General features: G+C 58.7%; 27 protein-coding genes and 1 pseudogene. 3 read left to right on the top strand and 25 right to left on the bottom strand.

Annotation, left to right across the window (positions count from 1 at the left end; translation table 11 throughout):
- Positions 1 to 289: 289 nt before the first annotated feature.
- The 4 genes from BRA471DRAFT_RS06715 to BRA471DRAFT_RS06705 form a co-directional block, all read right to left on the bottom strand.
- Complete coding sequence (locus BRA471DRAFT_RS06715) at positions 290 to 820, bottom strand: hypothetical protein (RefSeq protein ID WP_231171041.1); 531 nt, start codon at positions 818 to 820, stop codon at positions 290 to 292.
- A gap of 575 nt (positions 821 to 1,395) precedes the next feature.
- Positions 1,396 to 1,692 carry a ferredoxin family protein gene (locus BRA471DRAFT_RS36235; protein ID WP_007600062.1) on the bottom strand — a complete coding sequence of 99 codons (297 nt, stop codon included), beginning with the start codon at positions 1,690 to 1,692 and terminating at the stop codon, positions 1,396 to 1,398.
- A 40-nt stretch (positions 1,693 to 1,732) separates the two neighbouring features.
- The gene (locus BRA471DRAFT_RS06710) at positions 1,733 to 3,040 is read right to left on the bottom strand and encodes an FAD-binding protein (protein WP_007605657.1); all 1,308 of its coding nucleotides are present in this window, start codon (positions 3,038 to 3,040) and stop codon (positions 1,733 to 1,735) included.
- 11 nt (positions 3,041 to 3,051) lie between these two features.
- Positions 3,052 to 4,167, bottom strand: a complete 1,116-nt coding sequence (locus tag BRA471DRAFT_RS06705; protein ID WP_007605656.1) for an electron transfer flavoprotein subunit alpha/FixB family protein — start codon at positions 4,165 to 4,167, stop codon at positions 3,052 to 3,054.
- A 733-nt stretch (positions 4,168 to 4,900) separates the two neighbouring features.
- Here BRA471DRAFT_RS06705 and BRA471DRAFT_RS38700 point away from each other — a divergent pair.
- Positions 4,901 to 5,176, top strand: coding sequence for a hypothetical protein (locus tag BRA471DRAFT_RS38700; RefSeq protein ID WP_198287863.1), 276 nt, complete (start codon positions 4,901 to 4,903; stop codon positions 5,174 to 5,176).
- 137 nt (positions 5,177 to 5,313) lie between these two features.
- Here the strand turns inward: BRA471DRAFT_RS38700 and nifW are convergent, their stop codons facing one another.
- The 3 genes from nifW to nifH all read right to left on the bottom strand — a co-directional run bounded on the left by nifW (position 5,314) and on the right by nifH (position 8,027).
- A complete protein-coding gene (gene nifW / locus BRA471DRAFT_RS06695; protein ID WP_007605647.1) occupies positions 5,314 to 5,646 on the bottom strand; it encodes a nitrogenase stabilizing/protective protein NifW in 333 nt (110 codons plus the stop codon).
- A 695-nt stretch (positions 5,647 to 6,341) separates the two neighbouring features.
- Positions 6,342 to 7,070, bottom strand: coding sequence for a nitrogen fixation protein NifQ (locus tag BRA471DRAFT_RS06690; RefSeq protein WP_007605646.1), 729 nt, complete (start codon positions 7,068 to 7,070; stop codon positions 6,342 to 6,344).
- Between the two features lie 66 nt (positions 7,071 to 7,136).
- Positions 7,137 to 8,027 (bottom strand): nitrogenase iron protein, encoded by an 891-nt coding sequence (gene nifH, locus BRA471DRAFT_RS06685; protein WP_007600043.1) that lies wholly within the window; start codon positions 8,025 to 8,027, stop codon positions 7,137 to 7,139.
- A gap of 529 nt (positions 8,028 to 8,556) precedes the next feature.
- On the opposite strand from nifH, the gene BRA471DRAFT_RS06680 reads away from it, so the two are divergent.
- On the top strand, positions 8,557 to 9,111 hold the full coding sequence (locus BRA471DRAFT_RS06680) for a peroxiredoxin (protein ID WP_007605644.1): 555 nt from the start codon (positions 8,557 to 8,559) through the stop codon (positions 9,109 to 9,111).
- A gap of 1,792 nt (positions 9,112 to 10,903) precedes the next feature.
- Here BRA471DRAFT_RS06680 and BRA471DRAFT_RS06675 read toward each other — a convergent pair.
- From BRA471DRAFT_RS06675 to BRA471DRAFT_RS06630, 10 genes are all read right to left on the bottom strand, one after another.
- Positions 10,904 to 11,170 (bottom strand): hypothetical protein, encoded by a 267-nt coding sequence (locus BRA471DRAFT_RS06675; RefSeq protein WP_007605642.1) that lies wholly within the window; start codon positions 11,168 to 11,170, stop codon positions 10,904 to 10,906.
- A 10-nt stretch (positions 11,171 to 11,180) separates the two neighbouring features.
- Positions 11,181 to 11,540 carry a hypothetical protein gene (locus BRA471DRAFT_RS06670; protein ID WP_007605640.1) on the bottom strand — a complete coding sequence of 120 codons (360 nt, stop codon included), beginning with the start codon at positions 11,538 to 11,540 and terminating at the stop codon, positions 11,181 to 11,183.
- 11 nt (positions 11,541 to 11,551) lie between these two features.
- Positions 11,552 to 11,791 (bottom strand): nitrogen fixation protein NifZ, encoded by a 240-nt coding sequence (locus BRA471DRAFT_RS06665; RefSeq protein WP_007600034.1) that lies wholly within the window; start codon positions 11,789 to 11,791, stop codon positions 11,552 to 11,554.
- Entirely contained in the window at positions 11,788 to 12,108 is a 321-nt protein-coding gene (locus BRA471DRAFT_RS06660; protein WP_035973589.1) for a nitrogen fixation protein NifZ, read from the bottom strand. Before BRA471DRAFT_RS06660 ends, BRA471DRAFT_RS06665 begins: the two co-directional genes overlap by 4 nt.
- A 125-nt stretch (positions 12,109 to 12,233) precedes the next feature.
- Positions 12,234 to 12,458: a 4Fe-4S binding protein gene (locus tag BRA471DRAFT_RS06655; protein WP_007600032.1), complete on the bottom strand. Its 225-nt coding sequence runs from the start codon at positions 12,456 to 12,458 to the stop codon at positions 12,234 to 12,236.
- 15 nt (positions 12,459 to 12,473) lie between these two features.
- A complete protein-coding gene (nifB, locus tag BRA471DRAFT_RS06650) occupies positions 12,474 to 14,027 on the bottom strand; it encodes a nitrogenase cofactor biosynthesis protein NifB (protein WP_007605630.1) in 1,554 nt (517 codons plus the stop codon).
- Positions 14,028 to 14,886: 859 nt separating this feature from the next.
- Complete coding sequence (gene nifT, locus BRA471DRAFT_RS06645) at positions 14,887 to 15,111, bottom strand: putative nitrogen fixation protein NifT (RefSeq protein WP_007600030.1); 225 nt, start codon at positions 15,109 to 15,111, stop codon at positions 14,887 to 14,889.
- Positions 15,108 to 16,319 carry a cysteine desulfurase NifS gene (nifS, locus tag BRA471DRAFT_RS06640; protein ID WP_007605628.1) on the bottom strand — a complete coding sequence of 404 codons (1,212 nt, stop codon included), beginning with the start codon at positions 16,317 to 16,319 and terminating at the stop codon, positions 15,108 to 15,110. The genes nifT and nifS overlap by 4 nt, the downstream gene beginning before the upstream one ends.
- Positions 16,320 to 16,613 carry a NifU family protein gene (locus tag BRA471DRAFT_RS06635; protein WP_007605625.1) on the bottom strand — a complete coding sequence of 98 codons (294 nt, stop codon included), beginning with the start codon at positions 16,611 to 16,613 and terminating at the stop codon, positions 16,320 to 16,322.
- Positions 16,614 to 16,652: 39 nt separating this feature from the next.
- Complete coding sequence (locus BRA471DRAFT_RS06630; RefSeq protein WP_007605619.1) at positions 16,653 to 16,973, bottom strand: iron-sulfur cluster assembly accessory protein; 321 nt, start codon at positions 16,971 to 16,973, stop codon at positions 16,653 to 16,655.
- Positions 16,974 to 17,298: 325 nt separating this feature from the next.
- On the opposite strand from BRA471DRAFT_RS06630, the gene BRA471DRAFT_RS06625 reads away from it, so the two are divergent.
- Complete coding sequence (locus BRA471DRAFT_RS06625; RefSeq protein ID WP_007605617.1) at positions 17,299 to 17,889, top strand: hypothetical protein; 591 nt, start codon at positions 17,299 to 17,301, stop codon at positions 17,887 to 17,889.
- Positions 17,890 to 18,631: 742 nt separating this feature from the next.
- Here the strand turns inward: BRA471DRAFT_RS06625 and BRA471DRAFT_RS37945 are convergent.
- From BRA471DRAFT_RS37945 to nifE, 8 genes and pseudogenes are all read right to left on the bottom strand, one after another.
- Positions 18,632 to 19,494: pseudogene (locus BRA471DRAFT_RS37945) on the bottom strand (Asd/ArgC dimerization domain-containing protein); the annotation flags it as partial.
- Between the two features lie 751 nt (positions 19,495 to 20,245).
- Positions 20,246 to 21,406, bottom strand: a complete 1,161-nt coding sequence (locus BRA471DRAFT_RS06615) for a TlpA disulfide reductase family protein (protein WP_083843299.1) — start codon at positions 21,404 to 21,406, stop codon at positions 20,246 to 20,248.
- A gap of 988 nt (positions 21,407 to 22,394) precedes the next feature.
- Positions 22,395 to 22,679 carry a ferredoxin III, nif-specific gene (gene fdxB, locus BRA471DRAFT_RS06610; protein WP_007605615.1) on the bottom strand — a complete coding sequence of 95 codons (285 nt, stop codon included), beginning with the start codon at positions 22,677 to 22,679 and terminating at the stop codon, positions 22,395 to 22,397.
- 13 nt (positions 22,680 to 22,692) lie between these two features.
- On the bottom strand, positions 22,693 to 22,893 hold the full coding sequence (locus BRA471DRAFT_RS06605) for a CCE_0567 family metalloprotein (RefSeq protein ID WP_007605614.1): 201 nt from the start codon (positions 22,891 to 22,893) through the stop codon (positions 22,693 to 22,695).
- 7 nt (positions 22,894 to 22,900) lie between these two features.
- Positions 22,901 to 23,371 (bottom strand): NifX-associated nitrogen fixation protein, encoded by a 471-nt coding sequence (locus BRA471DRAFT_RS06600; RefSeq protein WP_007605612.1) that lies wholly within the window; start codon positions 23,369 to 23,371, stop codon positions 22,901 to 22,903.
- A gap of 10 nt (positions 23,372 to 23,381) precedes the next feature.
- Complete coding sequence (nifX, locus tag BRA471DRAFT_RS06595; RefSeq protein ID WP_007605606.1) at positions 23,382 to 23,777, bottom strand: nitrogen fixation protein NifX; 396 nt, start codon at positions 23,775 to 23,777, stop codon at positions 23,382 to 23,384.
- A gap of 22 nt (positions 23,778 to 23,799) precedes the next feature.
- The gene (gene nifN / locus BRA471DRAFT_RS06590) at positions 23,800 to 25,182 is read right to left on the bottom strand and encodes a nitrogenase iron-molybdenum cofactor biosynthesis protein NifN (RefSeq protein ID WP_007605605.1); all 1,383 of its coding nucleotides are present in this window, start codon (positions 25,180 to 25,182) and stop codon (positions 23,800 to 23,802) included.
- 5 nt (positions 25,183 to 25,187) lie between these two features.
- Positions 25,188 to 26,831 (bottom strand): nitrogenase iron-molybdenum cofactor biosynthesis protein NifE, encoded by a 1,644-nt coding sequence (nifE, locus tag BRA471DRAFT_RS06585; RefSeq protein WP_007605604.1) that lies wholly within the window; start codon positions 26,829 to 26,831, stop codon positions 25,188 to 25,190.
- Positions 26,832 to 26,899 lie beyond the last annotated feature (68 nt).

Genomic DNA, 26,899 nt, shown 5'->3' with positions numbered 1-26,899 from the left:
AAAGGCTCCAGGATCGACTAGCGCAGCGCACCGCGCGGGCTACAACTGAACATGAAAGCTCCGAACCGCGGTCCTCGGGTTCACTAACGCGACGGTCGCCGAGCTATACCCGCTCGGGACTGCAATGGAGCGTGCATGGCAGCTCCGCGTCAGCGATAAACGGACGACAAGGAACCGCGCCGCGATTTCAAGCGGTTTTGACCTCGCAAGCAGGCGCCGAGATCTCCGACGTCCCTGTTGCCTGTAGACATTCCATCTGCAGGAATTGTCCTCAAAGCGCCCTCGCCACTCACGTGCGGGCGGCAACTTCCCCCAAATCCACTTCTGAACAGAACCCGCCATGGCGATGCTTAGCTGGCTCGTTCAGAAGGCCGGCGAGCCTGAGGCCTTCAAGGACTCCTTCGAGCCGCTGTTCGCGAACGATTGCGGCGAGCAGCGAAACGGCCTCCTCCCGATGGACGGTGAAACCCACGTCAGGCGCTCGCTGAACCAAGAGGTCCAGCAAGGTCGGAAGTTCCGCAACGTGGTCGCGTAAGGTCGAGACCACATCATTGGCGAGATAGGTCGCCAAATCCCCTTTCGCCGGCGGATCAAAGTCCAACTCGACCGCGGCGCGCTTCTCGATTGCCTCTCGTATCAACTGGCGCTGGCTTCGTGCATTCATCGAGAGCATAAACGCCGCATCCGCGAGCTTGTCGCGCGGCAAGCTTCTCAGTTCGACTATGCGAGCCTGGATGTCGCCAACCGAACTCTCACGCCCTGCATCTGCTCGCCGCGCGTTAGCGGCTGCCCTGCTCTTTTGCACCCGAACCATCGTCATGCTCTCCGGCGGACGATATATCCCGGCAATACAGCGGAATGAAAGTGCAAAGTTGTGTGGTGCATGCGCGCAGTCCGCCTGACGAACGCGGAAACGGCGGTCGCGCGAAGGAGTCAGAATGCGCTATTTTCGTGATGCGCCCGTGCTTTTCTCGTCTACAAGGCGCGGGATGGCATGTTGTCGGGTCGGTGGCTCCGGCCGAGCGAAGGCCTGCTTCCAACATTCCGTCAGTAGGTGATAGGCAGCGAGGTGGTGGGCGGCGGGCGGATCACCGCCACCTTCCAGGGAGGACGAAACTGGCCAGATATTCCGGAAGACAACCAGGCCGTGGACCAGATCCGAGACGGACGACGTTGCGTTTGCACCCTTGCATCGGATCCGGCTCGCTTTGGCTATCTTCGGGAATATTATAGTGGAAACCGGAAACTGCGTTTGTGCACCATGCAAGGGCCCGCCGGGTAGATGGAAAGATTGGGACACCGGTTGAACGTGCCCGGGTTAACCCCGATTCACGCGTGATCTCGTTGGATCGCGAGAACGACGCAGCCGCCGTGGCAGGGCCCTCACCCGAAGTTTTAACCGAACTTAAATAGGACACCGTAACCGCCGCGTGGGTAACTCCACTCGATATCACCACTTTCTTCGCAGATCACCCTGCAGGTGCCGCATTCGATACACCCGTCGACTGTCACCTCAACATGACCTTTATCGCTGAGCTCGTAGCACCGTGCAGGGCAGGCCTTCAACATCGACAAGAGCCGCGAGGATGGCGTGGTGTGCGGACGCACCTTGATATGGGCACGGCCGGAATCGACAAGATAACGGTTGTAGAATAGTTTATCCTCGACACGTTGGGATGGCTCGCTCGGCATTGTTTCTGGCTCCGTCGTTCGTCGTTGTCTTAGGTTTGGATCACCGCCAGGCCCGGGCAATGCGCACGGCATCGCTAAACAGCCCACTCCAAGACCGCGCCTTGATGAACGAGCTCAGCATCAGCTTCTCTTTCTCGAGCTTTGGTGTGCCGTCGACGCGCACGTAATCCTGCATCGCCTTGGAGAAGAGCTGCGGATATGTGAGAAAGAAGTTCTGCGAGTGGGTATGCATGAGTGCCGGCATATCCTTGTACTTCTTCAGGTCCTTGATCACGAAAGAATCAGTTAGCATTTTCTTGTAAAGTGAAAGATTTTTGGCCGTCATCGGATCTTTTCGCGATCTGATAAGGCAGATCGCTTCCGCCGCGATACGGCCCGACGTCATCGCCAAATTGGACCCCTCGCGATGGATGGCGTTGTTAAGTTGGGCGGCGTCTCCGACGACCACCCAGCCCTCCCCGCAAAGCTGCGGGATTGCCCTGTACCCACCTTCGGGGATCAAGTGCGCGGAATATTCCTTGACCTCCGAACCTTCGATGAGCGGCGCGACGGATGGATGACGCTTGAAACCCTCGAGCAGGCCGTAAGGCGTCTCGCCGGTACGCTGGAAGTCGGCAACAAGACAGCCAATACCGAGCGAGATGCATTCCCTATTGGAATAGATGAAGCCCATACCGGTCATGCCGCGGGAGATGGTTCCGACCGCTTCGATGACGAGCCCCTCGTCGCCTTTGAGATTGAAGCGAGCGTCGATTGTCTCGCGTGACAAAAAATGCATCTCCTTAACCGCGAGTGCGACCTTGTCCGGTTTCGGCCGCCCCCTTAAGCCCGCGCCCGTCCCGAGCACTCCGTTCACCCCCTCGGCCAACACGACAACATCTGCATGGATTTCACCCCCATCGCGGTCTGTGCGCACCCCGACGACCCTGCCATGGGAATCCTGGAGGAGCTCGGTCACCGTGGTCTCGCACAGCACCGTAGCGCCGGCCTCGCGGACCTTCTGGGAGAACCATCTATCGAACTGGGCACGGATGATGGTGTAGCGGTTCGGCTTCTCCTCGTTGAAATCATCGGATCGATAGTGAATCCCGGTGTGCGAACGCTCGTCCACGATCCAGAAGCGTTGCTCGACTAGATGCCGCTCAAGCGGCGCATCTTCTCGGAAATTCGGGATCAGCTTCTCCAGCATGTCGGCATAAAGGATGGCCCCTTGCACGTTCTTGGACCCGGAATACTCGCCGCGTTCCAGCTGCAGCACTTTCAGGCCCCGCTCGGCCATTGTAAGCGCCGCCGCGTTCCCGCCCATGCCAGCACCGACGACGATGGCGTCGAATCTTTCCTGAATCATAACAAGCTCCCCTAGCCAGCGATGCGGTCGTGCGAGTGCGGCGATAGCTGCGCGCGGAATGCAGAGGTCAACGCCGGCAACAGTCGAATGGCGTCGGTGACGATGCCGATATGGGCGAAGTCGAAGATCGGAGCATTCTTGTCAGTGTTGATGGCAACGATGAGGTCGCCGCCCTCGACGCCGACGCGATGCTGGATAGCGCCGGAAATGCCGGCCGCGATATAGAGCTTTGGCCGGATGGTTTTCCCGGTCTGGCCGATTTGTCGGTCCGAGGTGGCCCAGCCCTTCTGGACCAGCGGCCGCGAGCAGCCATATTCGGCGCCAAGCACGTCCGCGAGCTGGTGTACCAGTTGGAAATTTTCAGGCGATCCCAGACCGAGCCCTCCAGCGACGACCACGTCGGCATAGGCAAGGTTGGACTTTGTAGAATCGCGGTCTGGCAGGAATGACAGGACCTTTGTGACGATATCTTCTTCTACAAGTCCGAGCGGATGCGAGATGACGCGCGAGACGGCGCCTGTCACGCGCTCGGGCATCGGCATCACGCGCGGACGGACGGTTGCCATCTGTGGACGATAGTTGAGTGTGTAGATCGTGCACAATAGTGAGCCGCCAAACGTCGGCCGGGTCGCTGCAAGCGAGCCGTCGGCATCGACATCGAGCTCGGTGCAGTCGGCAGTTAGGCCGGTGAGCAGTGTGGTCGCCACTGAGCCGGCGAGATCACGGCCGAGTGTTGTTGCCCCTAGGAGTAGGATTTCCGGCTTGTAAGTGTTGACCAGCTCTGACAGGGCCTTGGTATAGGACTGGTTGCGATAATCGGCCAAGAGATTGTCCGCGACGATATAGGCCAGGTCGGCGCCGTAGCAGAACGATTCGGCGACCGCCTGCTGCGTTGTCTCCCCGACCGGGCCGATGACAACCGCAGCGAGGTCAACATTGAGCTTGTCGGCGAGCCGGCGGCCGGCACCCATCAGCTCCCATGAGACGGGGTGCACGACCCCGCGTTCCTGCTCGATGAAAACCCAGACGTGCTTATACGGCTTAAATCGCTCGGGCAGCTCCCTCTTGGTCGCCGCGCGACCACCACCCGCGGCCGGAGCTGCACTTTTCGGTGTGGTGCTCATCATCTGTACTCCCATTTTCCTTCAGTTGCGGCTCGCCAGCGCAGCATGCTCCGCCTCCAGGTTGGAATTCGCGTTGAAGTTTTTTCAGTTAAGCGTCGGGCCGGATGCCGGCCGGCATCGCGACAGCACCGCCTGGCAGCAGCGCGGGGCCGACACAGCCGTTGCTGGATCTTGACGACGAACCCGGAAGCATGCGCTTCGGGTTCGTTCCGGATGCGGCATTCTGGGAGGACGGTTTGGTTCCGGGCAATGCTAAGGCACCGACCGGGCCGGTCAGGCGTGCCGGTCGATTGGTCCTCCTCATCTTAGAGATGCAACCGAGGTGCAACAGATTGAGGACCTGCGAGAGGCTCGGCTGGTAAGATTGTCGGCCGCGTCGTTGCCGGTGGAAGCGCGATCCCATTGCTCCGAGTGCGCTTGTTTCTTCCCGATCATAGCGACAGGCCCGCAACTCCTGGCGAGGACAGGAGGGGCGGCGCTCAAGGCGCCCAGCCAACAGCGCCGCGCGGCCGGCGCTGTTGAGCAACGGCTCCCCCCGCGAAACCTCGGCCAAGGATCGGCCAACGGGGGCGCACGAATCAAACGCACCTTTCAGCTCAGCCAAGTATGCGACCATCGCTTTGGCGTCGCGACGCATTATGGTGCCGGCAGGCAGCGCGCGCGAACCTGCGCGGCGTCAAAAATACAATCGATGCGGACCAAGACGTGCATGCGCTGCTCCAGACTAGCTGAGCATATGACAGCAATTGTCGTACCAATTGCGCAGGCGCTGAAACTTGACCGCTATTTCACAATCTTACTGAAGAACGAAGTCGGATTGGCGGCCTCTCACGAGGTCGAAACATTCGAGATCGTACTGACCCGTGTCCGGAATACGACAGAAGACACTCATCTGAACATTGCCGAGTTTTCCGCGCAACATGTGCGGTCCCGCTGCCGGCACATGATTGCAGGAGATAGCTACACCTGCGTACCAGCTCGAAAGGATGGAAATATCGGCGGTGAGTCGTGATTGGCCCCTAAGGAGCCGTGGTGATGAACTGCGGATCCGCGAGGCGCAACTGCAACTTTCCGCTTGAATTCGAAGCCATGGCTTGCTGTGAGGCTCTTCGGACCTTCACGGTCCAGAGCACGACATATAAGCTCAATTCACTCCAACAAATCGAGCTGGACCAATGCGGGATGCTTGTTCGCTTGTGGTGCGGTCGCATCCTTTAGCACCTTGAATATGCGCTGTTCGATCGGCGAGGACGTGACGAAGTCGGCATAGGCGCGCTCAAGCGTGGCCCTGCAACGCGCGGCGATCTCAGGATCAGATGCACCGGTCAACTCCTCGCCTGCGAGATATTGGCCCATGCGGCGCAGGATATGAAGCCGCGCCACATCGACGATTTTCGCATCGTACTCGACGCCGAGCAGTGCAAAAAAATCCTCTGCCGCAGAGGCCTTGTTCAATCGCGCAAGGATCCCATCCGTCGTCATTCTCAACCTCCATCTCGATCCGCGCCCAGAAACGACCAGGCTGGAATGTTTCAACCCGATCGCGCGACGCGCGTGGCTGATTCGCTGGTGACGAGCGAGCTCTCGTGAATGTCGCGCCAGATCGCCACCACCGTTCCTGCGCAACCAGACCTTGGTGCTCGATGGCATGCTTGCGGACGGGCGCGGAGATGGTTTCGCTTTGCTCGGCGCCGAAAGAAAGTTGCACGACAGCAGCAAGGTGATCGCGGCGAACCCTGAATGCTTGCCATTACAATCCGGAGGGAGCGCTCGGGCGGCCCCGAGTCGAGCCCTTCGTAGCTGCGCCGGGTCCTTTAACAGCCCGTGGACGTGGATGCCGGATTCATTGGTAAAGACATGCTCGTCGACAATCGCCTTGTTAAGCGGCACGGTACGGGACGCAGGGGCTGTACCGACGACCGCGGTTTTTTCCAGTTCGGATAGCAGCACGCCGGTATCACCGCAACGGAGCTGTCTGAGTGCGACGGCAACTTCCTTCAGCGGCGCATTGTCGGCTCCTCGAGCTATCAACCCACGATCATCAGACGCCGCCTCGACCCTAGGTCGGGTGCGCGCAATCGTTTGCCCCGACCTGTTTTCACCCCCCATGCGACAGGTGGCCGAAAGCTCGTAGGATATACCCGCAATGGCGCCAAAGAGGGGTATCAATAATGAACTCAGCCTCTCAAGCTTGGGACGGCTTGGACGGCGTCATCAAGGCGGCGCAGATGATCCCGCCGACGTCCGGCCATCCGGCTCTCCCCGCTCTCTTCGCCGAAGCAAAGATCAAAATCATTGCATTCCGTGCAGACCGGCGTGGTACACATCACCAGGCCGTCATCTTCGCATAGCATGCGATAGAAGAAGCGCTTCCAGCGCATGTTTTTCGTATTGCGAGCCGCCAGCGGCCCGAAATGGCGCATGAGGACACGGGACAATTCATCCCGCTTCCGCAGGCCGAGATCTTCCCACAAGTGATTAGGCTCCATGGCGCGCCGCGCGATCATCGTCGCGAGCCAGCCGCCAACCTCGCCACGAGTGGAACGTTGCGCAAGCAGGAGGTCGCGTACCATAACTGTCTCGTCAGGCGCCGGTAAGGCGGACTGATCGCGCCAGGTATAGCTCCTGACCGGGGTGGATGGGAAGTATTGCACCAACAGCGCATTGAGCTCCTGGTTGGTCAAGCCAGCCCGCTCGGGAAGTTGGCCGCCATCCATGGCTGATGTGGCCAGAATGCAAGCGAGCACATGGTGATCGAAGTCATCATTGTCGCTGATGTCGACTTCTGCCGGATGGCGCCCGGTCAGAAGCTGGTAGAGCTCACTCGCGTCGCGCTGCTCGGCGGCGTGAGCTACCGATACGCGAGATGAGATCGTGTCGGCCGTTTTTCCTTGTGTGCCGATCATAACTTTCGCACAGCTTCTGAGTGGACGATGTCGGCCTTCCCGGATCGAGAAGGCCGACAACATGAACTATGCCGAAATAGCGGCAAGCTCGGCAGCGGTCTTGCCGACCTGGCTCTCGTCGACGGGCTTGATGATGCCGTGCTCCATGAGCATATCTTCGAGCTCGTCCATGCTGATTGGCGTCGGGATAGCGCCTTGTCCGGCATTATTGTGGATCTTGGTCGCGAGATTGCGATAGTGATCCGCCTGCTTGGAGTCCGGCGCGTATTCTAGCACGGTCATTCGGCGCAGCTCCGCGTGCTGCACGACATTGTCGCGCGGCACGAAGTAGATCAGCCGGCTGCCGAGCTTCTTGGCAAGAGCATCGGCAAGCTCCAGCTCCTTGTCGGTCTGCCGCTCGTTGCAGATCAGGCCGCCGAGACGCACGCCGCCGGAATTCGCATACTTCAGAATACCCTTCGAGATGTTGTTGGCGGCATACATCGCCATCATCTCGCCGGACATCACGATGTAGATTTCCTGTGCCTTATTCTCACGGATAGGCATCGCGAAGCCGCCGCAGACGACGTCGCCGAGCACGTCGTAAGAGACGTAGTCAATGTCCTCATAAGCGCCATTCTCTTCCAGAAAGTTGATGGACGTGATCACGCCCCGTCCGGCGCAGCCGACCCCCGGCTCCGGACCACCGGACTCGACGCATCGAATGTCCCTGTAGCCGAGCTTGATGACGTCCTCGATTTCGAGGTCCTCGACGCTGCCGGCATTCGCCGCCAGGCTCAGAATGGTGTCTTGCGCTTTGGCGTGCAGGATGAGGCGAGTCGAGTCCGCTTTGGGATCGCAGCCGACGATCAGAATCCTTTGTCCCAGCTCAGCAAGGGCCGCCAGCGTATTTTGCGACGTCGTCGATTTGCCGATGCCACCCTTGCCATAAAACGCGATTTGTCTCAGCGAAGACATGTTGCTCTCCATCAACCGATTGCTAATTTTTCGCGCCGAATGCGCGAGCCTGTTTCTCTCGTAGAAACCATGGGCACACGAGTTTCGGGAAGGAGGCCATCGCTCGCCATCAGCGTCGGCGTGCCCTCAGCCCTCGCTCGTTGTTGCTCCATGCAGTTAGCAACTGGCGTGCCATTTCCTTCGCACCTGCATTAAGCCTCTGATCACCCTCGACTAACAGCGTGGCCTCGGACGCCAGCGTGCTGTGGCGGACCGGACAGCTGCAAGGGCTCTGACAGAAACCCGACAAAGCCTCGGCGCTCGGATTCCACTGCGAGCGCCGGCCAAGGAGCACAAACGGGAAATCCCGCGCCTTACGCCCGAGACAATTGAGGAGACGACATGTTGCAGATCGGGCTCGAGGACGTCGCCAACATCAAAGGCGAATGTTCCACGAGGGCATGGCGGGCACTTGCCGCCAGATCGGGTGGCATATTGCTTGCTCAGTCGCTGAAGGCTGTTCCGTGAGACCCGATGTTGTGAGGACAATATGCTTGGAATTGGAAGTAAGTTGCCGCCGTTCGACATCATAGGCGTGAAGCCCGGCTTTCACCTGCAGGAGGAGGACGGGCAAAGCGCTTTCGAGACGCTGACTGAGAGAAGTTTCCCCGGCAAATGGAAAGTCATCTTCTTTTACCCGAAGGATTTCACATTCGTCTGCCCGACCGAAATCGCCGAGTTTGCCCGCCTGACAAAGGATTTCGCCGATCGCGAGGCAATCGTGCTTGGTGGGTCGACCGATAACGAGTTTTGCAAGCTCGCCTGGCGGCGTGACCATAAGGACCTGCACCGTCTATCCATCTGGCAGTTTGCCGACACCAAGGGCGCACTGGTCGATGGCCTTGGAGTGCGCTCGCGTGATGGCATCGCACATCGCTATACCTTCATCGTCGATCCTGAGAACACGATCCAGCATGTCTACGCGACTAGCCCCAATGTCGGCCGCAGCCCCACCGATACGTTACGTGTTCTGGATGCGATACAGACTGATGAGCTCTGCCCTTGCAACCGCGAAATCGGCGGCGACACGCTTAAAATTGCCTGAGGCAACATATCGATCGTGCAGTTGGACGAGCGTTCCGGCCGCGGGACGTCAGACGCAATCGTTCTTCGATGATTTCAGGTGAGACGATGCTGCCGCAAACACTGCTAGCGAGTGCGACCCGCAATTCAGTTCTCTTTACCGGTCATGAACTCTGACGCCGCCGCCGCGATATTCGCGCGGCGGTCGCGGCGGCGATATCCACGGTCTCGATCACGACGATGAACATCGTTCACGGCCGCTTTGCTCACCTCACATCATCCGAACACAAGCGGATGCCGGCGCGGCTGCCCATGAACATACAAACGCTTGTACGCTTCTGCGCCTGCCGGACGCACATCTCCCGCCGGAGTTCCTTATACTTCGTCGTGGGCCGGACCGCGGTCTCTTTTGTCTGCGGCTTACCGGCATGCAACTTCAAGGCGTCGATCCAGCGCCCACGGGTCGGAAAGAGGGTACCAATCTCTCCTCTTGGGGCATTCTAGGTTTCAGTCGCCGCGCCTTGAGCAGGGTGGACGCAGCGGCAGATGGCTTAGCGGCGAACGAGGTGTGCCTGCCGTCGATCGACGCGCTCGCACACCGTATTTTCCGGGCCCGGCAAATCTATATTCAGCGCCTAAGCAACACGTTGCGACGAGCGATTCGCTTGAGTCGCTGATTGAACACGACAATCGGTCGGGTTTAGGTCAAGTAACCGGACGACGGAGAAACCGGTCAGCTCGTTCGCCGCACGACCTAACCGTCGGCGCCGAGCCTGAGACGACCAACTGGCCGGCAATCGCACGCCGCCTGACGATCTCGATCATCACGCCGGTCGATTTCCGAAGCTGAATCCCATCTCAGCGCTGGTGGCCCAAGCCAATCCCCAAGGTAGACGCTTTCTGCCTTAGGGAGCCTTCGGATCGCTTCATAAGCTTTGAAACCCTAGCTACAGGAGTGCGGGCCCTTGAGTGGGCCTTGAGCAGCTTGACCTCGTCCTTACTATATTCTTTGCGCTTGGTGCTTTTCGCCACGTCATGTTCTCCGATTTCGCTTTGCACATCTATCTGCAGCGCCTTGTTTTTGAAAAACGCCGCAACTGCTTCCCATTACCATATCAATGACCATCGGCAACTATTCAAGCTGGCTTTTATCTTCCAGATAAGAACATGAACTACACGCGAATTTGTTCTCTGTCCTTCTGTATCTTTGTCCGCGTGACAAACCCGATTCCCGACGCACGCCAGGCGGTTCAACATGGAAGCACGCTATCGAGACAGGGATGATCGTTTCGGTCCTTCAAAAAACAACTCGAAAGCGCTTCTTGCTTAAATACATCAACTTCACTCAAGAAGACGTTTCGCAGAGCAATATTCAGGCGTGGAGTAGCGCTGGATCGGCCAGGACGATCGTTGTGCTCCCGCGCATGATAAACCGGCCTTCACGAGTGTATGGCGTTACCGCGCGAAGAACGAACCTCCTCTCATACCTGCTGGGGTTCTGCGGAACTAGGTCGAGTAGTCACAAATGCGAATCCTGCGACGGCTGAGGTTTTCTTCGTCAGCAGATCGAGCACGGCTTTCTCTTCCTCATTTGACCGCCGCAGTATTCTTGATCGAAGGGGCCACGTAGAGATAGCCAGGAAATTCCATCCCTAGCGAACAAGATGCGAAACCATCGCCTGCCCCATGTCATGGACCCGATGAACGAGCGAGCGACCTGATCGTGATGTTTCGCCAGGCCGGCCACGACGGCATGGCAAACAACCCGCGGGCCTAGCGCCCTGTGAGCCTGGCACCGGCAGGCGATTGCTTGATCATGACATGGCAGAGCGCTTGGCCAGCACAATGCCGCTGGCGCGCCGCGGATCATTCGTGATCTGTGCACATTGATCTCCGCAGTCGAGTAAATGCAGGTCGAACTGGCCAAACCGGCGGAACGGAGTGTGCGTCATGTCGGAGGCGTCGCAACAAATCCAGGCAAGATGTGGAAATTTCTGCCGGAGCGTCAGGCAGGGCTCAGAGCCTGTGTCAATAGCGGCGAGCGTCTGCTCGATCATGGTCAATTCGTCTTGGCGCACCATCCACAAATCCTCATCGCCAGAATAAACGTTCAGGATCGACATTCAGAACCGTTGTCGCCAAGCCAAGCCGTTGATGGGTCGAATGCCACTCCCAGACGTCCTTACCGTGATCTTTGCGGAACAGCTGCCATGCCGCCCCCGTCCTGTCGTGGCGCAGCAGCGCGATCTCGACGAGGCCGCCCTCCGCATTGATATTGCCTGAGCAACACGGGCTCTCGACTAGATAGCCGCCAGGAACCGCAGTCACCTCTGGCGAGACATATCGGTAGCGCTCGCGCTTCGTGAGTGCGCGCACGATTCGCCACCGGTCGAGCTCGTTGGGATGGGCAGGCAAGCCGGCATGATGTCTTCTGATGATTGCCGCGTTCATTGCGCAATCTCCTAGAGTGCAGAGATTTCTGCCTCGATGCAGCCAACCACCAACTGCTTGCCGAAATCGACCATATAAATGAATAGGTTCGCTTCCGTATGGCGACCGATCTGGACGATCTCACCAACGTGCCCGACGCTGACCAGACACTCTTCCGGCGACGCGTCGGGAAAGGAACCGTCGTTGAGCAGATCTATCGCCGCCTTGACACGTTGGCCTGACTGGTATCTTGGCAGTCTTGGTTCGATCATCGGGATGCCGCTCCTGGCAAGGAAGGCTCCTCGCCTTCGCGGCTTCGCCTGACTAGATCGAGCTCCTTGCCTTTCATGCCGACGCGATAGCCGGAGCCGAGGAATTCGACGCCATAGATATAAAATTGTTGTAGGAACGTGCCGATCGAGACGACATAGCCAAGCTCACCTTTCTTGACCAGAACCTCACCAATCTCCTTGCCCACATAAGTGCCGTCGTTGCGGATGGTGCGGTTGGCCCGCACCTTGTCGCCATAGTCAAACAAGGGGGCGTCCGTCAGCTCGACGATCTCACTATCGCGGGTGATGTTGCTCATGCTGTCGTCCCGTTCCACAGTTCGATACAACGTCTCGCACAGCCGCGGCCGCCGCCCGTCAATGCGGAGCATCAACCGCCCGAGTTTCTGAACCGCTAGTGTCGTCATGACATCCATCGTGGCCCTCAAGCAGGCTCCTGGTGACGCGGCAGCGCCGCGTCGAGCACGCATGTATTGTCAACGGGGCAAACCGCCACGCATTGTGGCTCGTCAAAGTAGCCGGCGCACTCGGTGCACTTCTCAGGATCAATCAGGAAAACGCCGGCTCGCTCGGAAATAGCGAGGTTCGGGCATTGCGTTTCGCACGCCGAACAGCCCGTGCATTGCGACGCGATGATCTTGAACGGCATCACTTGAACCCATCCTCAGGCGGCGGAAGTCAGCGCGTTGGAGCGAGCCGCTGCATCGACCCTTTCAACGTGATGGATCTTCCCCTCGTTGACTTTATCGAGATAGAGTTTGAACCAGGCGGTGACCGAGCCATCGATGAACTCGCAGGCGTACCGATCGACCGGCTCTATGCCGGCCTTGATCAATTCCGCCTTCGGGCAGCCGCCGATCTTTGACACGAATATGGCGTGGCAATCCTTGATGGCGCCGATGGCCATTTCGAGCTTGCTGTCCTCGCCATGACCACCTTGGCAATAGGAATGGATTGCTCGATGACCAACGTATTTTGCGCCTGAAGTCGAGAGCTCGTAGACCTGGAACTCCTTGGCATGACCGAAGTGCTGGTTGATCAATCCCGAGCCCTTGGTTGCAACCGCCACCAGCACCTTGATTTCGCTGGACGCGCTGGCGAGCCGCGCAAGCGCCTCCTGCTTGGCCACAAGGTTCGCGGTGCGCGCCTTCTCAACCTTAGCCTGATACTCCTTCCGGGCCTGCTCGCCGTATTTGATGTCCATCGCCATGATTTTTTCCATGGTGAACTCCGCGCCGCGGTCCTCCCCGAGCAGTCCGACGGCGTCGGCCCGGCACTGGCGACAGTGACGCATCATGTTCATCTCGCTTTCGCAGCTATCCTGCAATGCTGTCACTTCCTGTGCAGTCGGGCCGCGTTGCCCCCTGAGGCCGAAGACGGTCCCATGCTCCGGCGACGATATCAGCGGCATCACGTTATGCAGGAAGGCGCCGCGCGACTTCACGGCCTTGTTGACCTCGACCAGATGCTGATCGTTAATCCCGGGGATCATCACCGAGTTGACCTTGCACAGGACGCCGCGCGCGGTGAGCATCTCCAGCCCTTGGAGCTGTCGATTGCTGAGTATTCTTGCGGCTTCAATGCCGGTGCAGCGCTTGTGGCCGTAAAAGATCCACGGATGGATTTTTGCACCAATTTCGGGGTCGATCATGTTGATCGTGATCGTCACGTGGTCGACCTTGAGTCTCGCGATTGTGTCGACATGATCGGGTAGCGCAAGGCCGTTCGTCGAGAGGCACAGCTTGAGATCTGGCGCGAGCCTATTGACGAGCTCGAATGTCCTGAATGTCTTGTCCGGGTTCGCGAGCGGATCGCCAGGACCGGCAACGCCGACCACGCTCATCTGAGGGATCGCGGAAGCGACCGCCAGCACCTTCTTGGCGGCCTGCACCGGCGTCAACTTTTCACTGACAATGCCAGGACGCGATTCGTTAGCGCAATCGTACTTACGATTGCAGTAATTGCATTGGATATTGCAGGCGGGTGCGACGGCGACATGCATGCGGGCATAATGGTGGTGCGCCTCCTCGCTGTAACACGGATGGTTCTTCACCTTTTCCCAGATCTCAATTGGCAGATTGGCGATGCCAGCCTGAGATCCGCAACTTGCCTTACCGCTGCCACCGGTCGTACCGCAGCCCTTGTGCGTCGCCATGACTTGCATGGTCTCGCTGACCTCGCCGCCGCAGGATACCTGGTGTTGCGCTGAAGTACTCATTGTTCCAATTCTCTTCGCAAGCCGAACCCTTTCGGCAAGCATCCCCAGAGTCTTTCTGGAAAGCCAAGAGCAACTGGCGTGCCATTCCTGCAGGATGAATTTAACATTTCGCTTTCAAGCACTTAGCTAAGCCCTGGTCGATTGTTAGCTTTATCAATTCATGTTGGAAAGCTGACAGGGGTTGCGATCACAACAGCGCTGACACCATTGTTTTGAGGCCCGGCAGGCTGCTTCAGCTATGGCTTCGGCAAACGGCAGGCGGGTGGCGTCGTTTGAAAGTTGATCTTCCGTCAGAACGTGACGCCTAGGCAAAGCACAATCCGCAAAAGACGTCCGGGGCGCTTTGAAGGACAGGTTGATAAGGCGAGCCTAGAAGCAGAGAAAGCAGTCCTGTGACTGACCTATGCCATGGAAGATCACGCGAACCCTGCGTGATGCTCCGGAAGGGCATTGTCAACCAGGTGAAGAGAAACGCCCGCTCGCCAGGGTCAGGGATCATCACGAAGGTTGATACTTCTGAGCCTGCGATCTGGGCCGGCGCGCGACTCAACCATTCAAAGCTGAACCTTATGGAGTCCAGCCATTGGCCTGACGCTGTTAAGCCGCGCGGAATGCAACGAGCGGCCTGGCGGTCGCCGAAAAGGGGAGGTCGCGAAGGCCTCCCCACCAACGCCATCCCGCTGGCCGGATGCCTCGATGCTGCGCCCCGGCCAAGATACTGCCATTGGCAGCGCGCGGCAGCACGATCTTGGTTCCGAACAAGGCTGCATGGGCTGTCGCGTTGACCGGTACGCGCTCACCGCGCCCGCCAAGACTTCCCTGGACATCCCAGTTTGACGACGTCCATAGACACGGAGTTTCATTTTTCGGTTGCTTCGCCGCCGCGCTTCTTGGCGTTTATGGTGATTGGTAGGGTGGTGTCGCTCGCCATCGCCGGTAGGTCGAGCACCCAGCCGTTTGCGATTTTAATCCAACCACCCCACAGCGTCTCGTGCTCCCAGCCGACGATCGGCTCCTCAAGATCTTTCTTGGGTACATAAATCGAAAGGCCTGTCTCAGGCGAACGACGAATCATGACCTTCATAGGGGCTCTGCAGGTTGCGAACTCTCGCCCGCACGCTCCTGACACGCACGCAACAAGGCTCTCTGTTCGGAAGTAATGTGCGCCAGGACTTGCAGCACACGATCGATCTCATCCAGCGCCGTCTCTCGCGAGAGCGAGAAGCGAACCGCACCCCGCAAAAACGCCGGCGCTACTCTCATCGCGCGCAGGACATGGGACGGCTCCATCGAGCCGCACGCGCAGGCTGAACCGAGTGAGGTGGCAATTCCGTCACGATTCAGGTGGTGGACGATGGCCTCCGCTTCGAGACGCTCGAAGGCAATGTTAGAGGTATTTGGCAGGCGGTTTTTGATATCACCAAGCACGATGCAACCGCCGAGCGCGAGAATGCCGCGCTCCAGCCGGTCGCGAAGGGCGCAAATCTGGATCTGATCTTGTATGAGGTGTGCCGCCGCGAGTTCCGCCGCCTTGCCGAGCCCAACAATGCCTGGGACGTTTTCGGTGCCAGCGCGGCGACGCCGCTCTTGCACGCCGCCGAAGATCAGCGGCCGGAACTTAATGTCCTTGCGCACATACAGCGCGCCGATGCCCTTCGGACCATGGAGCTTGTGGCCGGAGAGCGACAGCATATCGATGTCCGTCGTCTTCAGGTCAATGGGAATCCGCCCGACGGCCTGGACTGCATCGGTGTGAAAGAGCGCGCCGACTGAGCGCGCCATCTTGGCGAGGGACTTCACCGGAAAGGTCGTACCGGTCTCATTATTGGCCCACATGATCGAGGCGACTGACGTACGCTCCGACAAGGCATTGCCATAACTCTCGATGTCCAATCGACCGTTTGCATCGACCGGAATGACATGGATCTTGATTCCTCGTCGGCCCAGCTCCTCGGCAAGAGAGAGCACGGCCGAATGCTCAACGGCGGTTGTGACGATCTCGTCGCGTCCTTCCTGCACGGCGAGCGCGGACAGGATCGCAGTGTTGTCAGATTCCGTCGCGCCGGAGGTGAAAACGATTTCGTGATCGAATGCCGCGCCAATGAGAGCCTGCACATTTCGGCGCGCCTGCGTCAATGCGGGTGCAACCTCAATGCCGAATGCATGCCCGGACGACGCATTGCCGAATTGCCCAGAGAAGAACGGCAGCATCGCGGCGACCACCAAAGGATGTGCAGGGGTCGTGGCGTTATTGTCCAGGTAAATCGGCCGCACGGAGAGTTCGCTCTGCATTTAAGCCCTCACTTTGGCAGCTCCGGGGAACGGGATCAGGCGGGCAAACTTTCCGAGCCGCTCGATCAGGCGCGCCTGAATAGCCGCGAGCGTCGTGCCCGCAAGCTTGCATACCCTGCAAGCGCCGGTTAGCCCGACCATGATCTTGTTGCCGTCTATTGCGACGAGCTCACAATGTCCCCGATCGCGCCTGAGGCTTGGCCGACTCTCATCGAGCACGGCGCGGACAATCCGCTCGCGATCGGAAGGCTCGATAGTCCAAGACTGCTTCGTAGGTTCAGCCTTCAGGCCCATGTTCGATGCTCATTCCATTGCCAAGCGTACCAAGGCGACTCAGCTGAACGATTTGCCGCATGAACAGCTCGATTTGGCATTTGGGTTATCGAAGCGGAATCCTGATCCTTCGAGCGACACCACGAAATCGATCGTGGTGCCGTTGAGATGCACCCGGCTCGCGTTGTCGACAAAGACTTTAATCCCGCCTTGCTCGAACACGGTCTCATCGGAGCTTGGCTCATGAGCAAGACCCATTTTATATGTGAATCCCTGGCAGCCGCCGCCTTCGATCATGATCCGCAAACCGCTTGCCGGCTGCGCAGTCGAGGAGATTGCGGCCTTCAGTGCGTTGATGGCGCTATCCGTTAGGTTGATCATCTCTGACTCGTTCTCAGTTCTCTCGCAAAGCACAAATGGCAAATCCCATGCCAGTTGAGATGCAGATGAAACCAGCTTTCTGTTGCAGAGGCCCACCATTCGATTTGCGACCTGTCGGGTTCGCGACAGGCGGTTTTCCGGCAGCAGGATGTCATGCGTGCGAGGCCTCGTGATGGTGGCAGCAGGTATCCACGCAAATCGTGCCAAGCCGCCGTTTACGCTCTACGTCGCTGTGGACATAGCGGACGGCAAACAACTTGCAGGAAGGTAGGGGCACGTCGCATTGGGCGACCCGTGCACACCACAAATTGATGAGGAGGCTTCCATGACCTCGATCGACAACACCGCTCTCGGCCCGCTGGACAAGGAGGGGCGATTGCTGAATGCGGTGCTTAAGAGTGAAACAACGAAGTCGGGGCGATTTGGATTTCGAGGCGACATCGCGCTGAAGTTCCAAGCCCAGCTCGCCGACGAGAAACGACCGCCGGATTATTCCATCGAACAAGTTCTTGCAATTGCACAGGAAGGCGAACCAGCCATCCCAGTCCTTGCCGGATACCTGCATTCTTTCGCTTATCTGCCCGAGGCCGCGAAGGTGCTGGATGGCAGGCTGAGCCCCAACGGCAGCTATTTCATCTTCTGCAACAACATTGATCTGCTCGCGAAGTACCGCACAAAAATAGGCGACATCACCTTCCGCATTCTGCCTTGCAACGAATCAACCGTATGGAAGGAGATGATGGACCTCGCCGGCATTGACAAGAACGACCTCAAGAAGCTCGGTACCGCCGCGAGGCTCGACTACTTGCTTGATGCGGCCAAGGAAATCGATGGATCATACACGGAGATCTCATACGAGGACGGCCTAGCCAAAATGGAGCCGGTGAAGAACAGAAGCGAAAACCGCCCAGTCTGAGGCATCGCCTCAGACCCCTTTTCTCGCCAGCTCGACAGTCCGCCGCAAGGAGATTCACTGCAAACGCTTCGCCTGCGGCGGGCTCTTTCAAACTTTGGCCATGCACTTCCGGCCCCGCTTTTCGAGCAGATGACAGGCCCACTCTGCTGGTCGTGTGTTGGCCAAGAGCACTGTCGTCATCACGCTGAGGCCAGCTTACCGCGACGGTCCGACTGAGCGGGTCTATCGTGATCAGGACATTCCAAATCTGACCGGTTCATGGTCGCGGTCACACTTCAAAGGCTGATCGACGGTGTGTGGATTGGCTTTGGCGTTGCGCTCCAGGCCTTTGCCGGCCTGAGCGGCGCTGAGATGTCGCGCGAGGAGCGGTCACTATGCTGATGTTCACGGAAGGGCCGCCGGTGATCCGGACATTCCGGGGCTGCGCGATGTCCGTGCTGCGGAAGCCGGCGGCATCCGCGACTGCAGCGACCACGGCTGGATGCAGAACTCGCGCCGACCCGGATGCGCGGTAGCGCACGTGCGAAATCGCCCGATAGAATCCGCCGCAGGGAGTGTGGAGGACGGAGTGGTCGCCAAAGGGGTGGAGGTGCTGGCAACTGTGTAGCAGTGCCCGAGTACCCGTCGCGGTAATCAGCAGCACCCGCGAGGTCGAGCAGGCGGGTGGATTTCCCGTCAGCCTCGGCTTCGGCCACCCAGGCTTAGACCTATCGTCTCGGCGTGCGCCTGATGACAGGTCCAGCAACAGCCCTGCGATCTGCATGGCGTTCAACGCCGCGCCTTTGAGCAGTTGATCCGCCGCAACGAACATCGAGATCGGATGCCCTGAGGGATCGCTGAGGTCCTTGTGGATGCGGCCGACCAGAACATCACCCTGGTCAGCGGCGGCGATTGGTATCGGACCTCGTTTTTGGTGCGGTCGGACGACCTTCACGCCGGGCGCTTGCGCCATGAACGGGCGCACATGCTCCTCGCTGATCGGCTTCTCGCCTTCGAAGTTGATGGGCGCGCAGCACGGGTACGCGCATGCAGGTCACACCAGTCACGATTATCCCGTCCTCGAAGAACTTGAAAGTTGGCAATTGAGATTGACAGGCGTGAATTTCAGGAACGCCTTCCTACAGCGGCGCCGGCCCCGCTGGCGGCCCGGTAAGTTGCGCTTATCATGCGCTTGATGCGGTTCTTCTGGTGGATTGACCAAAGCAGCACCAGCGCCTTGGTCGCGGCGTACTTCGGGTTGGCGATGAGCCCCTTGCGGTCGCGGACGCGGGCCGCATTGATCTCGAGGATCACCAGCGGGAGGTTCGGATCCATTCGGAAAGCGGAGGAGTTGTCGACCACGACAGCGCCTGCCCTAACCGCGATCGGCGCGTCGTTTTGGAGATGCCGTTGCCATCCGAGAACAGGGCGATGTCGTCAGCTCCTCGATCACGACGCCCTTACTCCAGAACGACATCGTCTTGCCGGCCGAGCGGGGGCTGGCCAGCGCTTCAGCCTGCCGGGGCGAAAGCCGCGGTTGTCCGTGAAGGCGTGAATTCGGCGCCCCCCGCGGCGGTGACCGCCGACAATCGCGAGCACGGGGTCGTTACTCACATTTTCCTCCATTTCGGTTTGAGCATGATCTGGTCGGAAACTCGGATTCCACTCTTCCGGATCAGGCTGTGCAGACAACAAAAAAAGTACGCGAGCAACGGCAGCGGGCTTCGGTGGAGCTGGTGCGTTCAGTCGACGAAGTAGGCGCGCATGCCTCCCCGGGCCCCGGAGGCCGTGGTGGTCTTGGTCGCGCGTTCGGTGGTCGCGAACATGACCGCTACTTGTGCGGTATGCTTCGCAAGAATTGATGTTGAGGAGTCACGGATCTATGGCTTGAAGCATTCGAGATCGGACACTCTCAACTCGCCTTCAGCATTTTCTGAACTGGCCACCTCATCTTTTTTACGAACAACAAGTTCTGTTCACTATGATAGCCCAATAGAGCATGGAATCCACGTCTGCGGCGGCGCAACCGGTAGAAGACTGCCGGATCGAACCTCGATGCTGCATTTAAGTTCTTCGAAGGGGCGGTTTGTGCCGGCAAGGCGAACATAACTGCGTGAGTAACGCTCGATGTGAGTAGCAGATCATAATATCGAGCTACAAACCAGAGCATGTAAAAACGGCGGAGCCGGCATCCCTTGAATACAAGCACTAACGAGACTCCAGCAACGAAGGGCCGCAGGGCGTGGCATCGCTCGTTGTCGGCTGGGTTTTCCTTGTGACCTGCATGTCGCAATCACCCTGAATGATTCTGCTGGTCGCGAGCGTTTCGAAGGCGCTTAATTGGGCCCGATGGTGCGTCTTCTGATTAACATTTCTCTCATGTCTCCTCCTGCGGCCGGACGTTGGGAGCTCCAGGAGACTTCTCTCGCGGAACCGAACAAGACCCGCCGCAAGAAACCTTCTCGTCCCTGTAGTTGGCCAAGGCTTGGAGCAGCCGCGGCATATAATACTTCTTCGCACGCTCCGCCGCCAATTCCGGCATAGCTTTCGGATCGTCTAGCCACGTCATCGCCCGCTCGATCAGCTCGATCGCATGTTGCTTGTCACCACTCTCGTGGTAGTACTGAGCGACCACCATATAGGAAGAGCAGTTGAGGCCGCCGAAGGCCTGCCCAGGATTGAGGATATGTTCCGAAACATCCCTGCCGATCGCAAAGCGTTCCGCACCCGGAAGCTGCGTATTGTCGTTCTCCGCATTAAAGAGTTGCCTCATCGCGCCAACCAGGCCACTCAACGCCTCTGACTGTTTCTCAATCGCATCTCGAACCAGTTGGCGTAAGACCTGGAAACCAGTCGCCGTGTCGCGCATTTTGTGAAGCAACAGATGCGCATGAATCTCCCGGAAGTGGAGATTGTCCGGCGTCGCGGCAATGCCCTCTTCGACGGCTAATAGCGCTGTCGGCCAGTCCTTTGCTTCCATCGCCGCTCCAATTCTCCGGTGCATTGAGCGTTCGCGCGCTAGGCGCTGGCCTTCCGCAATCCGTTTCGCATCAGCGGATTTAGCTTGATAGCTGCTGCGCCAAGTGCCGTTTATTATTTTCAGCAAGACGTCGTCGAGTGTGATCGGATGACCGATAAAGGCAATGTGGCCGTCGCGGTCGACGACGAACGATGTCGGAATCCCAACAGATGAGCTGGCATCCATCCAAAGCATGTTCATTTCGCCCGTACTGTCGAACCCGATTCGATAGTTCAAATTTGAGAACTTCTCAGTCAACCATACGTCCAACTTGGTGCGAGCCTCATCCGCCGTTGGTGCTCGTTCGCTAGCTGCGACTCCGACGACCTCAAGCCCCTCGTCTTTGTATTTTGCTTGCAGCTCAATGAGATGGGGCATCGCCTCCTCACATGGACCGCACCAACTTGCCCAAAATTCGACGATGTACACTTTCCCTGGCTGGAAGTTCGTAATGGGGTCGCCACGCAGCCAGTTCTCGACTTTGAGCGAAGGAGCCGGGGTCGCCATGCACAGCACCATCATTTCTTCTCCAAGTCAGTTGTTGCGAGAGCTTGTCTCAAAACTAAGTTAGCAACCACCGTGCCAGGCGCTCCGCGCGCACTAAGCACATGAAAACGCTTTGAAAAACATCCACACGCCCAATAGGTCCACTGTAGACTGACATGCTTTGCGTGAGCGTCAGATTTCGGGCACGCATCGCGCCCTTCCGGTCGCCAAAACGCGAATGCGCATCCGCGAGCCGCGACGTAGGCTTCGCCGTAACCCTCGGCGGCGGGCTCGGGGCGCTGAGCGAGTTAAGGATCACCCCTTACTGCCGCGCGATCTAGCTGGGGCGCCCAAGGCCGCTCACATCTCCTGCCGAGTGTCTCTTGATCTGGCGCAAAGGCGGAGACTGCGCGCGCAGCCCTGAACAAGGCTATGCTAGCCAGCCGACAGGCTACTCACGAGCATTTCTGCCGCACTGATGGGCGGTGACCTGTCCATTGATTGGCACGTGCATTGATCAGTTCGACCCAGCGCTCCCGTGTTATGCGGGTTGCCTTGGACGTGCGGTTCCGGACAATCTCAAATAGGGTGGCCGCGTACTGGCTGCTCCAACCTGGCTGGGGGCATGGTGGAGCAGAGTTAGCCGCGCGTAATCAATACAGTGAGAACGACGTGAAACCATGCAGAATGTCGCAACCAAAGTCACCTGGCCCATCAACTCCTTGCGCCGTGCTTACTGTGGTCCGCGAGCACGAGACGGCGCGGTCGTGTCATTTGATCATTTGACCGGTCCCCCCGAAGGACAGCCAAGAGTCCATGTTCGGGCACGGTCAGCTCAGGAAAGCTGGGTTGGCGCCAACAGAGCAGGTTGGATGTCGCACGTTGGTGAATAGCAAATGAATCTCCGGCTGGGCTTCTATATTTGAACATCGCACCGTAGATGTAGTCGGCTCGATACCGGATCTCCCGACTTGCCTTCGTCTCTGGCAAAGCAGCCCTATTGATACCGGAGAACGTCGCTTCAAGCCCGTGGCGCGTGCGTCTGACAGTTTGTCGGACACACCCGCGCGCAGGCGCTGCAGCCGATGCAAGCGCCTTCGTCATTCAGCACCATGACCTTTTTTTCGAGCTCATCGTCCTCCTCATCGAGATCGATGATTTGGCCAGCCTCGCTTAGCCCCTTCAGCGTCATGACCTCGCGGCCGCAAACCTTATAGCAGCGGCCGCAGCCGATGCACTTCTTGAGATCGATAGAAACCAGGTAATCCGGTTCCCAACTGCGGCCGTCGCGGGTCCTAAATGACATGGCTCGAGATCCGCTATGCTTTGTCTAGCGCTTGGAGATTTTGGCGCTTGCTTTCGAGCTCGCTGAAGGCAACGTGGGCTTTCTGCGCCACACTCAGGATCGAGCACCAGTTGACCGGCAGCTCCTCGGAGAGGTCGTGGAGGTCCATCTTGGCTTGGGTCGCCTTCGCCGAGAGCTTCTTTATTTCCGCTTTCAGCGCGTCAACATCGTTCATGCTTGCCTCAATAATTCGCCACTTCCGGGAACTTACGGATCATCTCAACGCCACTGTTGACGAATTTGTCGCCTTGATCAGCGAGATCAGAGAAATGGTTGAAACCAAAGCGATGCACGTCGCGCAGCTGCTTGCTCACGACAACGAGCCGACCGCCGATCAACACGATCCGACCGAACCCTTCGTTGTGCATCTTCAGCATTGGCGAGATCATCACTCCGGTCGCCTTCTCGATCGAGAGCGCAACCGCGTTAAAGAACAGCTCCAGCCGCCATGTCGTCTTGGGGTCGGGATTGCCGACAATAGGCAGCGCACGGCGCTTGTGCTTGTCGAGGACGTAGGGTTCGAGCAAATCGATATCCTTCTTGCCCTCCCAGGCACCGTGGGAGTCCTGGGCGCGCCAGATCTTGACGAGCTCTTTCAGAAATGGCCGCTCCGCCGCCGCGGCGGCTGGAGTGACTTCGGATGTATCTCCCATCCTCGTTCCTTCAGGTTTCGAAATCCACTGTACGTTCCGGGTCTTTGGCGAGCAGCTTCCGCAGCCAGGGCGGCGGCGAGCCCTTCAGCACGGTTTCGAGTTTGACGCAAAGTTCGTCGATGGGCTCTGGTTGCAGCACCTTCATCGGATGGATCTTGCTCGCGACGACTCGTGCAGCACCCGAGCCGCCGATCGCCGCAACATAGAGGATTGCGCAGTTCCTGATCGCCTCGATCTTGGGCGCTAGCTTATCCTCATTGCCGTCTTCCGTGAGGTCACCACCGAACTGGATCGCCTCAATAAACCGATGCCCCTCCGGGCCGACCTCGTAGATCGCGATGTTCTTGGCCCAGCCGAAGTGCGCATCGACATGCTTCAAGTCCTGAGTGGCAAATGCAACTTTCATCCGTGTTATTTTCTCTCCCTGCTCAATGCAACCCAGGCGAATCGACCTGCAGGCCAGAGTTGGTGAATCGCCAGCTGTCAGGCGTCGGCCGATGGTTGATCTCTCGGTCGGTGATGATGAGATTGGCGATATCAAAGATCAGGTCGCGCGTGCCGCGATAACCAACGATTGTGAGGTGCGCAGCCCCAAGGCGATCGAACATGGGAAAGCCTACCCGGAAGAATGGAACATTGAGTCGCGAAGCCGCCTGGCGACCATGTGAATGGGACATCAAGAGGTCGCAGTCACGCGACCTGGCAAGCTCTTCAAGATCCTCCAGATCGCCGATCAGGACGTCCGCGGTCCTGACCCGCTGCAGCACCGGTGAGTTCGTCGTCGTCACCGCAGCAGTGACCTGCGCCCCCATCTCGTGGAGCGAGCTGGAGAGATCAAATAACAAGTCCGGCTCGGCGCCGATCGCGAGCTTGCGGCCGCCGATGTGGAAATGAGCATCCAGCATGGCGTCTGCCAGCTGTCCACGCTGCCGGCGATACTTCGAGGGTACTGACCGGCCGGTGATCTGGCTCAAGAACGCCATAAATTCGTCGTTTGGGATAAGGCCACAGAGCCGCTCGAATAGACGGAACGGCGCGCCTGTCCGCACCTGCATGGTCTCGGCCGCACGGCGCATTTGCGCGCCGATCGCGATCGTCCAGGCCACCTGCCCCATGGTCGCAATTTCGTCCACTCCAATCCCCCCGATCGTAGTCGGCGTGAATTCGTCGGGGATGTGGCCGTCCAGCGAACCTGCAAGGTCCGGCAGGAAGGAGGGCTTGAGACCGAAATCCTCAAAGATCGTGCGAAGCTCGTCGAGGTCGCCGGGCGTGAGGTGGCAACCAGGTAGCACGTTAACGCGGGACGCATCGCGCGGTCTCGCTGGATCGAACGGAGTCACAAGCACCTCGATCATCCGCGCCACCGTCTTGCCCCAGCCATCCTGAAAGGCATCCTTGAAATCCGGAGTCGAGACGTAGACAAGGGGGAGCTTTTCGAGCTGCGGGTGCTTCTGTCGGATCAGCCGGATGAAGGCTTCGACGTCATCGCCGTTGGTTTCGGTGACCCCAGTCGAATTGATGCCAACGATCTCGGGCGCGACGCGATTGTAGATGTTGAGGATTGCCTGTTCGAGATTCTCGTGGCCGCCGAGCACGGTCGCAACCTCGCTCATAGCAGTTGTCTGCATCGGCACGGCTTCATTGAAATGGCGCACGAACAGCGTCAGCCCAAAAGAGGCGCAACCTTGCGGGCCGTGCAAAAGCGGCATCGCGCCGCGCAACCCCATGAAGGCAAATGAGCCGCCGATCGGCTGGCTCATCTTGAGCGGATTGACCGAACAGGCTTTCTTCGAGGTAGTGACGATCGCCATGTCCCCTACTCCGCCGCCTGCAGTGCCGCCGGCTGGAGATCGGAAGGAATGTCCTTACAAGCAATGCAACGCCCGCTGGAACTGGTGAACGGCTTGGTGGGCTCGCCGAGCTTCGGGCCATGCGGCGCAATCGCGCTCTCACCCTCACTGGCCTCAGCTTGATTGGAAAAACTTATCGTCCTGACGCTGTTCCTGCTCGGGTCCCGAACTGGATCCGCGGCTTGCGCATGCATCTGCGCAGCCGTCCTTGCCTGAAGATTCCGGTCGAACTCATCCCATGGCGCGGCTTGGCGGAGCTGATCCCATATCGGATTGTAGAGCGCCTTCTCGATCTCCTCCATGAGCTTGAGAATCCCGACATAGCCCATATAGGCGTGGCAGCGCTCCTGGTTGATATCGAGCCACGGCATCGCCGCCTTTAGCGCGACGAATTGCGACTTGCCGCCCGAGAGCATGATATCGGCTTTTGCGTCCTTGAGCATCTTGTAGATCTCGCGAGGCGACATGTCCTCGATCATATGGGCGTCCTGGCCCATTAATTCCTTGATACGTTCCTTGTCCTTCTTGGTCGATTTCTTCACGGACGTGCCGACGATCTCGAGCCCGGCCTCCTGCAAGGCGGCCACCATCGACCAGGATTTCACACCGCCGGTGATGAGAACAACCCTCTTGCCGGCAAAGCGCGGCTTGAAACGTTCAATCGCAGCCCAGGCCTTGGTCTCTTCGCGTGCGATCAGGGCTTGCGTGCGTTCCATCAGCTCAGCCGGCGCACCACTCTCGATCAGCATGCGCGCGATCTGGCGGAGTGAATCGCTGGTATCCTCAATACCGTAGAAGGAGCCTTCAAAAAACGGGATGCCGTAGCGCTGCCTCATCTTGCGTGCGACGTTGATCATTGCCCTTGAGCAAACCATCATCGCGGCTTTAGCTCGGTGCGAATAAGCGACCTCGCGATACTTGCCGTCCCCCGAGATGCACGACAGGATCCGAATTCCGAGCTCATCGAGCAGGGGCTTGACCTGCCAGAGCTCGCCGGACAGATTGTATTCGCCGATGATGTTGACATCATACGGCGTCGTGTAATCGGGCTCTCCGGTACCGATGACATGCTCCAGCAGTGCTTCGCCAGCAAGCTTGTTACCAAGATTCTTCGACCCGACAAATCCCGGTGAATTGATGGGAATGACCGGTTTGCCGAATTTGGCGGAGGCCGCCTTGCAGACCATATCGATGTCGTCACCGATCATTGCGGGCACGCATGTCTGGTAGACGAAGATGGCCTGCGGGTCGTATTTCTCTGTGATCTCCTTGACTGCCCTGTACAGCCGCTTCTCGCCGCCGAAGACGATATCGGTCTCGCTCATGTCTGTGGTGAAGCTTCTGCGCCACAGATCGGAGCCGGACGAGACCGAACCACGATTGTCCCAGGAATTGCCCTCACAGGCGATTGGACCATGCACAAGATGGGCGACATCGGTGAAGGGCTGCAGCGCGACTTTGGCGCCATCGAAGGCACATCCGCCGGCGGCGCCGCCCGGCTTGAGCTGCTTGGTACAACCATTCTTACGCTCGACCTTCGACTTGCTCGCGTTCTTGGCGCAGCCCGGTTCGTTAAAGACGTCGTGTATGGTCGTGGGAAGCGAAGTCATGGTGTCTCTCTCGGGGATGTCAACACACCGCAGACCACAAGGATGGCCGGCGGACAACCTGTGATCCC

This window comes from Bradyrhizobium sp. WSM471 (assembly GCF_000244915.1).
Taxonomy (GTDB): Bacteria; Pseudomonadota; Alphaproteobacteria; order Rhizobiales; family Xanthobacteraceae; genus Bradyrhizobium.
The sequence above is the reverse complement of the archived record's forward strand: the minus strand, read 5'-3'. Positions and strand labels throughout refer to the sequence as shown.

What these genes read in the sequence shown, in the direction of transcription:
- BRA471DRAFT_RS06715 (WP_231171041.1), bottom strand. Translation starts at nt 820, where the DNA reads ATGACGATGGTTCGGGTGCAAAAGAGCAGGGCAGCCGCTAACGCGCGG.
- BRA471DRAFT_RS36235 (WP_007600062.1), bottom strand. Translation starts at nt 1,692, where the DNA reads ATGCCGAGCGAGCCATCCCAACGTGTCGAGGATAAACTATTCTACAAC.
- BRA471DRAFT_RS06710 (WP_007605657.1), bottom strand. Translation starts at nt 3,040, where the DNA reads ATGATTCAGGAAAGATTCGACGCCATCGTCGTCGGTGCTGGCATGGGC.
- BRA471DRAFT_RS06705 (WP_007605656.1), bottom strand. Translation starts at nt 4,167, where the DNA reads ATGATGAGCACCACACCGAAAAGTGCAGCTCCGGCCGCGGGTGGTGGT.
- BRA471DRAFT_RS38700 (WP_198287863.1), top strand. Translation starts at nt 4,901, where the DNA reads ATGACAGCAATTGTCGTACCAATTGCGCAGGCGCTGAAACTTGACCGC.
- nifW (WP_007605647.1), bottom strand. Translation starts at nt 5,646, where the DNA reads ATGACGACGGATGGGATCCTTGCGCGATTGAACAAGGCCTCTGCGGCA.
- BRA471DRAFT_RS06690 (WP_007605646.1), bottom strand. Translation starts at nt 7,070, where the DNA reads ATGATCGGCACACAAGGAAAAACGGCCGACACGATCTCATCTCGCGTA.
- nifH (WP_007600043.1), bottom strand. Translation starts at nt 8,027, where the DNA reads ATGTCTTCGCTGAGACAAATCGCGTTTTATGGCAAGGGTGGCATCGGC.
- BRA471DRAFT_RS06680 (WP_007605644.1), top strand. Translation starts at nt 8,557, where the DNA reads ATGCTTGGAATTGGAAGTAAGTTGCCGCCGTTCGACATCATAGGCGTG.
- BRA471DRAFT_RS06675 (WP_007605642.1), bottom strand. Translation starts at nt 11,170, where the DNA reads ATGGTGCGCCAAGACGAATTGACCATGATCGAGCAGACGCTCGCCGCT.
- BRA471DRAFT_RS06670 (WP_007605640.1), bottom strand. Translation starts at nt 11,540, where the DNA reads ATGAACGCGGCAATCATCAGAAGACATCATGCCGGCTTGCCTGCCCAT.
- BRA471DRAFT_RS06665 (WP_007600034.1), bottom strand. Translation starts at nt 11,791, where the DNA reads ATGATCGAACCAAGACTGCCAAGATACCAGTCAGGCCAACGTGTCAAG.
- BRA471DRAFT_RS06660 (WP_035973589.1), bottom strand. Translation starts at nt 12,108, where the DNA reads ATGAGCAACATCACCCGCGATAGTGAGATCGTCGAGCTGACGGACGCC.
- BRA471DRAFT_RS06655 (WP_007600032.1), bottom strand. Translation starts at nt 12,458, where the DNA reads ATGCCGTTCAAGATCATCGCGTCGCAATGCACGGGCTGTTCGGCGTGC.
- nifB (WP_007605630.1), bottom strand. Translation starts at nt 14,027, where the DNA reads ATGAGTACTTCAGCGCAACACCAGGTATCCTGCGGCGGCGAGGTCAGC.
- nifT (WP_007600030.1), bottom strand. Translation starts at nt 15,111, where the DNA reads ATGAAGGTCATGATTCGTCGTTCGCCTGAGACAGGCCTTTCGATTTAT.
- nifS (WP_007605628.1), bottom strand. Translation starts at nt 16,319, where the DNA reads ATGCAGAGCGAACTCTCCGTGCGGCCGATTTACCTGGACAATAACGCC.
- BRA471DRAFT_RS06635 (WP_007605625.1), bottom strand. Translation starts at nt 16,613, where the DNA reads ATGGGCCTGAAGGCTGAACCTACGAAGCAGTCTTGGACTATCGAGCCT.
- BRA471DRAFT_RS06630 (WP_007605619.1), bottom strand. Translation starts at nt 16,973, where the DNA reads ATGATCAACCTAACGGATAGCGCCATCAACGCACTGAAGGCCGCAATC.
- BRA471DRAFT_RS06625 (WP_007605617.1), top strand. Translation starts at nt 17,299, where the DNA reads ATGACCTCGATCGACAACACCGCTCTCGGCCCGCTGGACAAGGAGGGG.
- BRA471DRAFT_RS06615 (WP_083843299.1), bottom strand. Translation starts at nt 21,406, where the DNA reads ATGGTGCTGTGCATGGCGACCCCGGCTCCTTCGCTCAAAGTCGAGAAC.
- fdxB (WP_007605615.1), bottom strand. Translation starts at nt 22,679, where the DNA reads ATGTCATTTAGGACCCGCGACGGCCGCAGTTGGGAACCGGATTACCTG.
- BRA471DRAFT_RS06605 (WP_007605614.1), bottom strand. Translation starts at nt 22,893, where the DNA reads ATGAACGATGTTGACGCGCTGAAAGCGGAAATAAAGAAGCTCTCGGCG.
- BRA471DRAFT_RS06600 (WP_007605612.1), bottom strand. Translation starts at nt 23,371, where the DNA reads ATGGGAGATACATCCGAAGTCACTCCAGCCGCCGCGGCGGCGGAGCGG.
- nifX (WP_007605606.1), bottom strand. Translation starts at nt 23,777, where the DNA reads ATGAAAGTTGCATTTGCCACTCAGGACTTGAAGCATGTCGATGCGCAC.
- nifN (WP_007605605.1), bottom strand. Translation starts at nt 25,182, where the DNA reads ATGGCGATCGTCACTACCTCGAAGAAAGCCTGTTCGGTCAATCCGCTC.
- nifE (WP_007605604.1), bottom strand. Translation starts at nt 26,831, where the DNA reads ATGACTTCGCTTCCCACGACCATACACGACGTCTTTAACGAACCGGGC.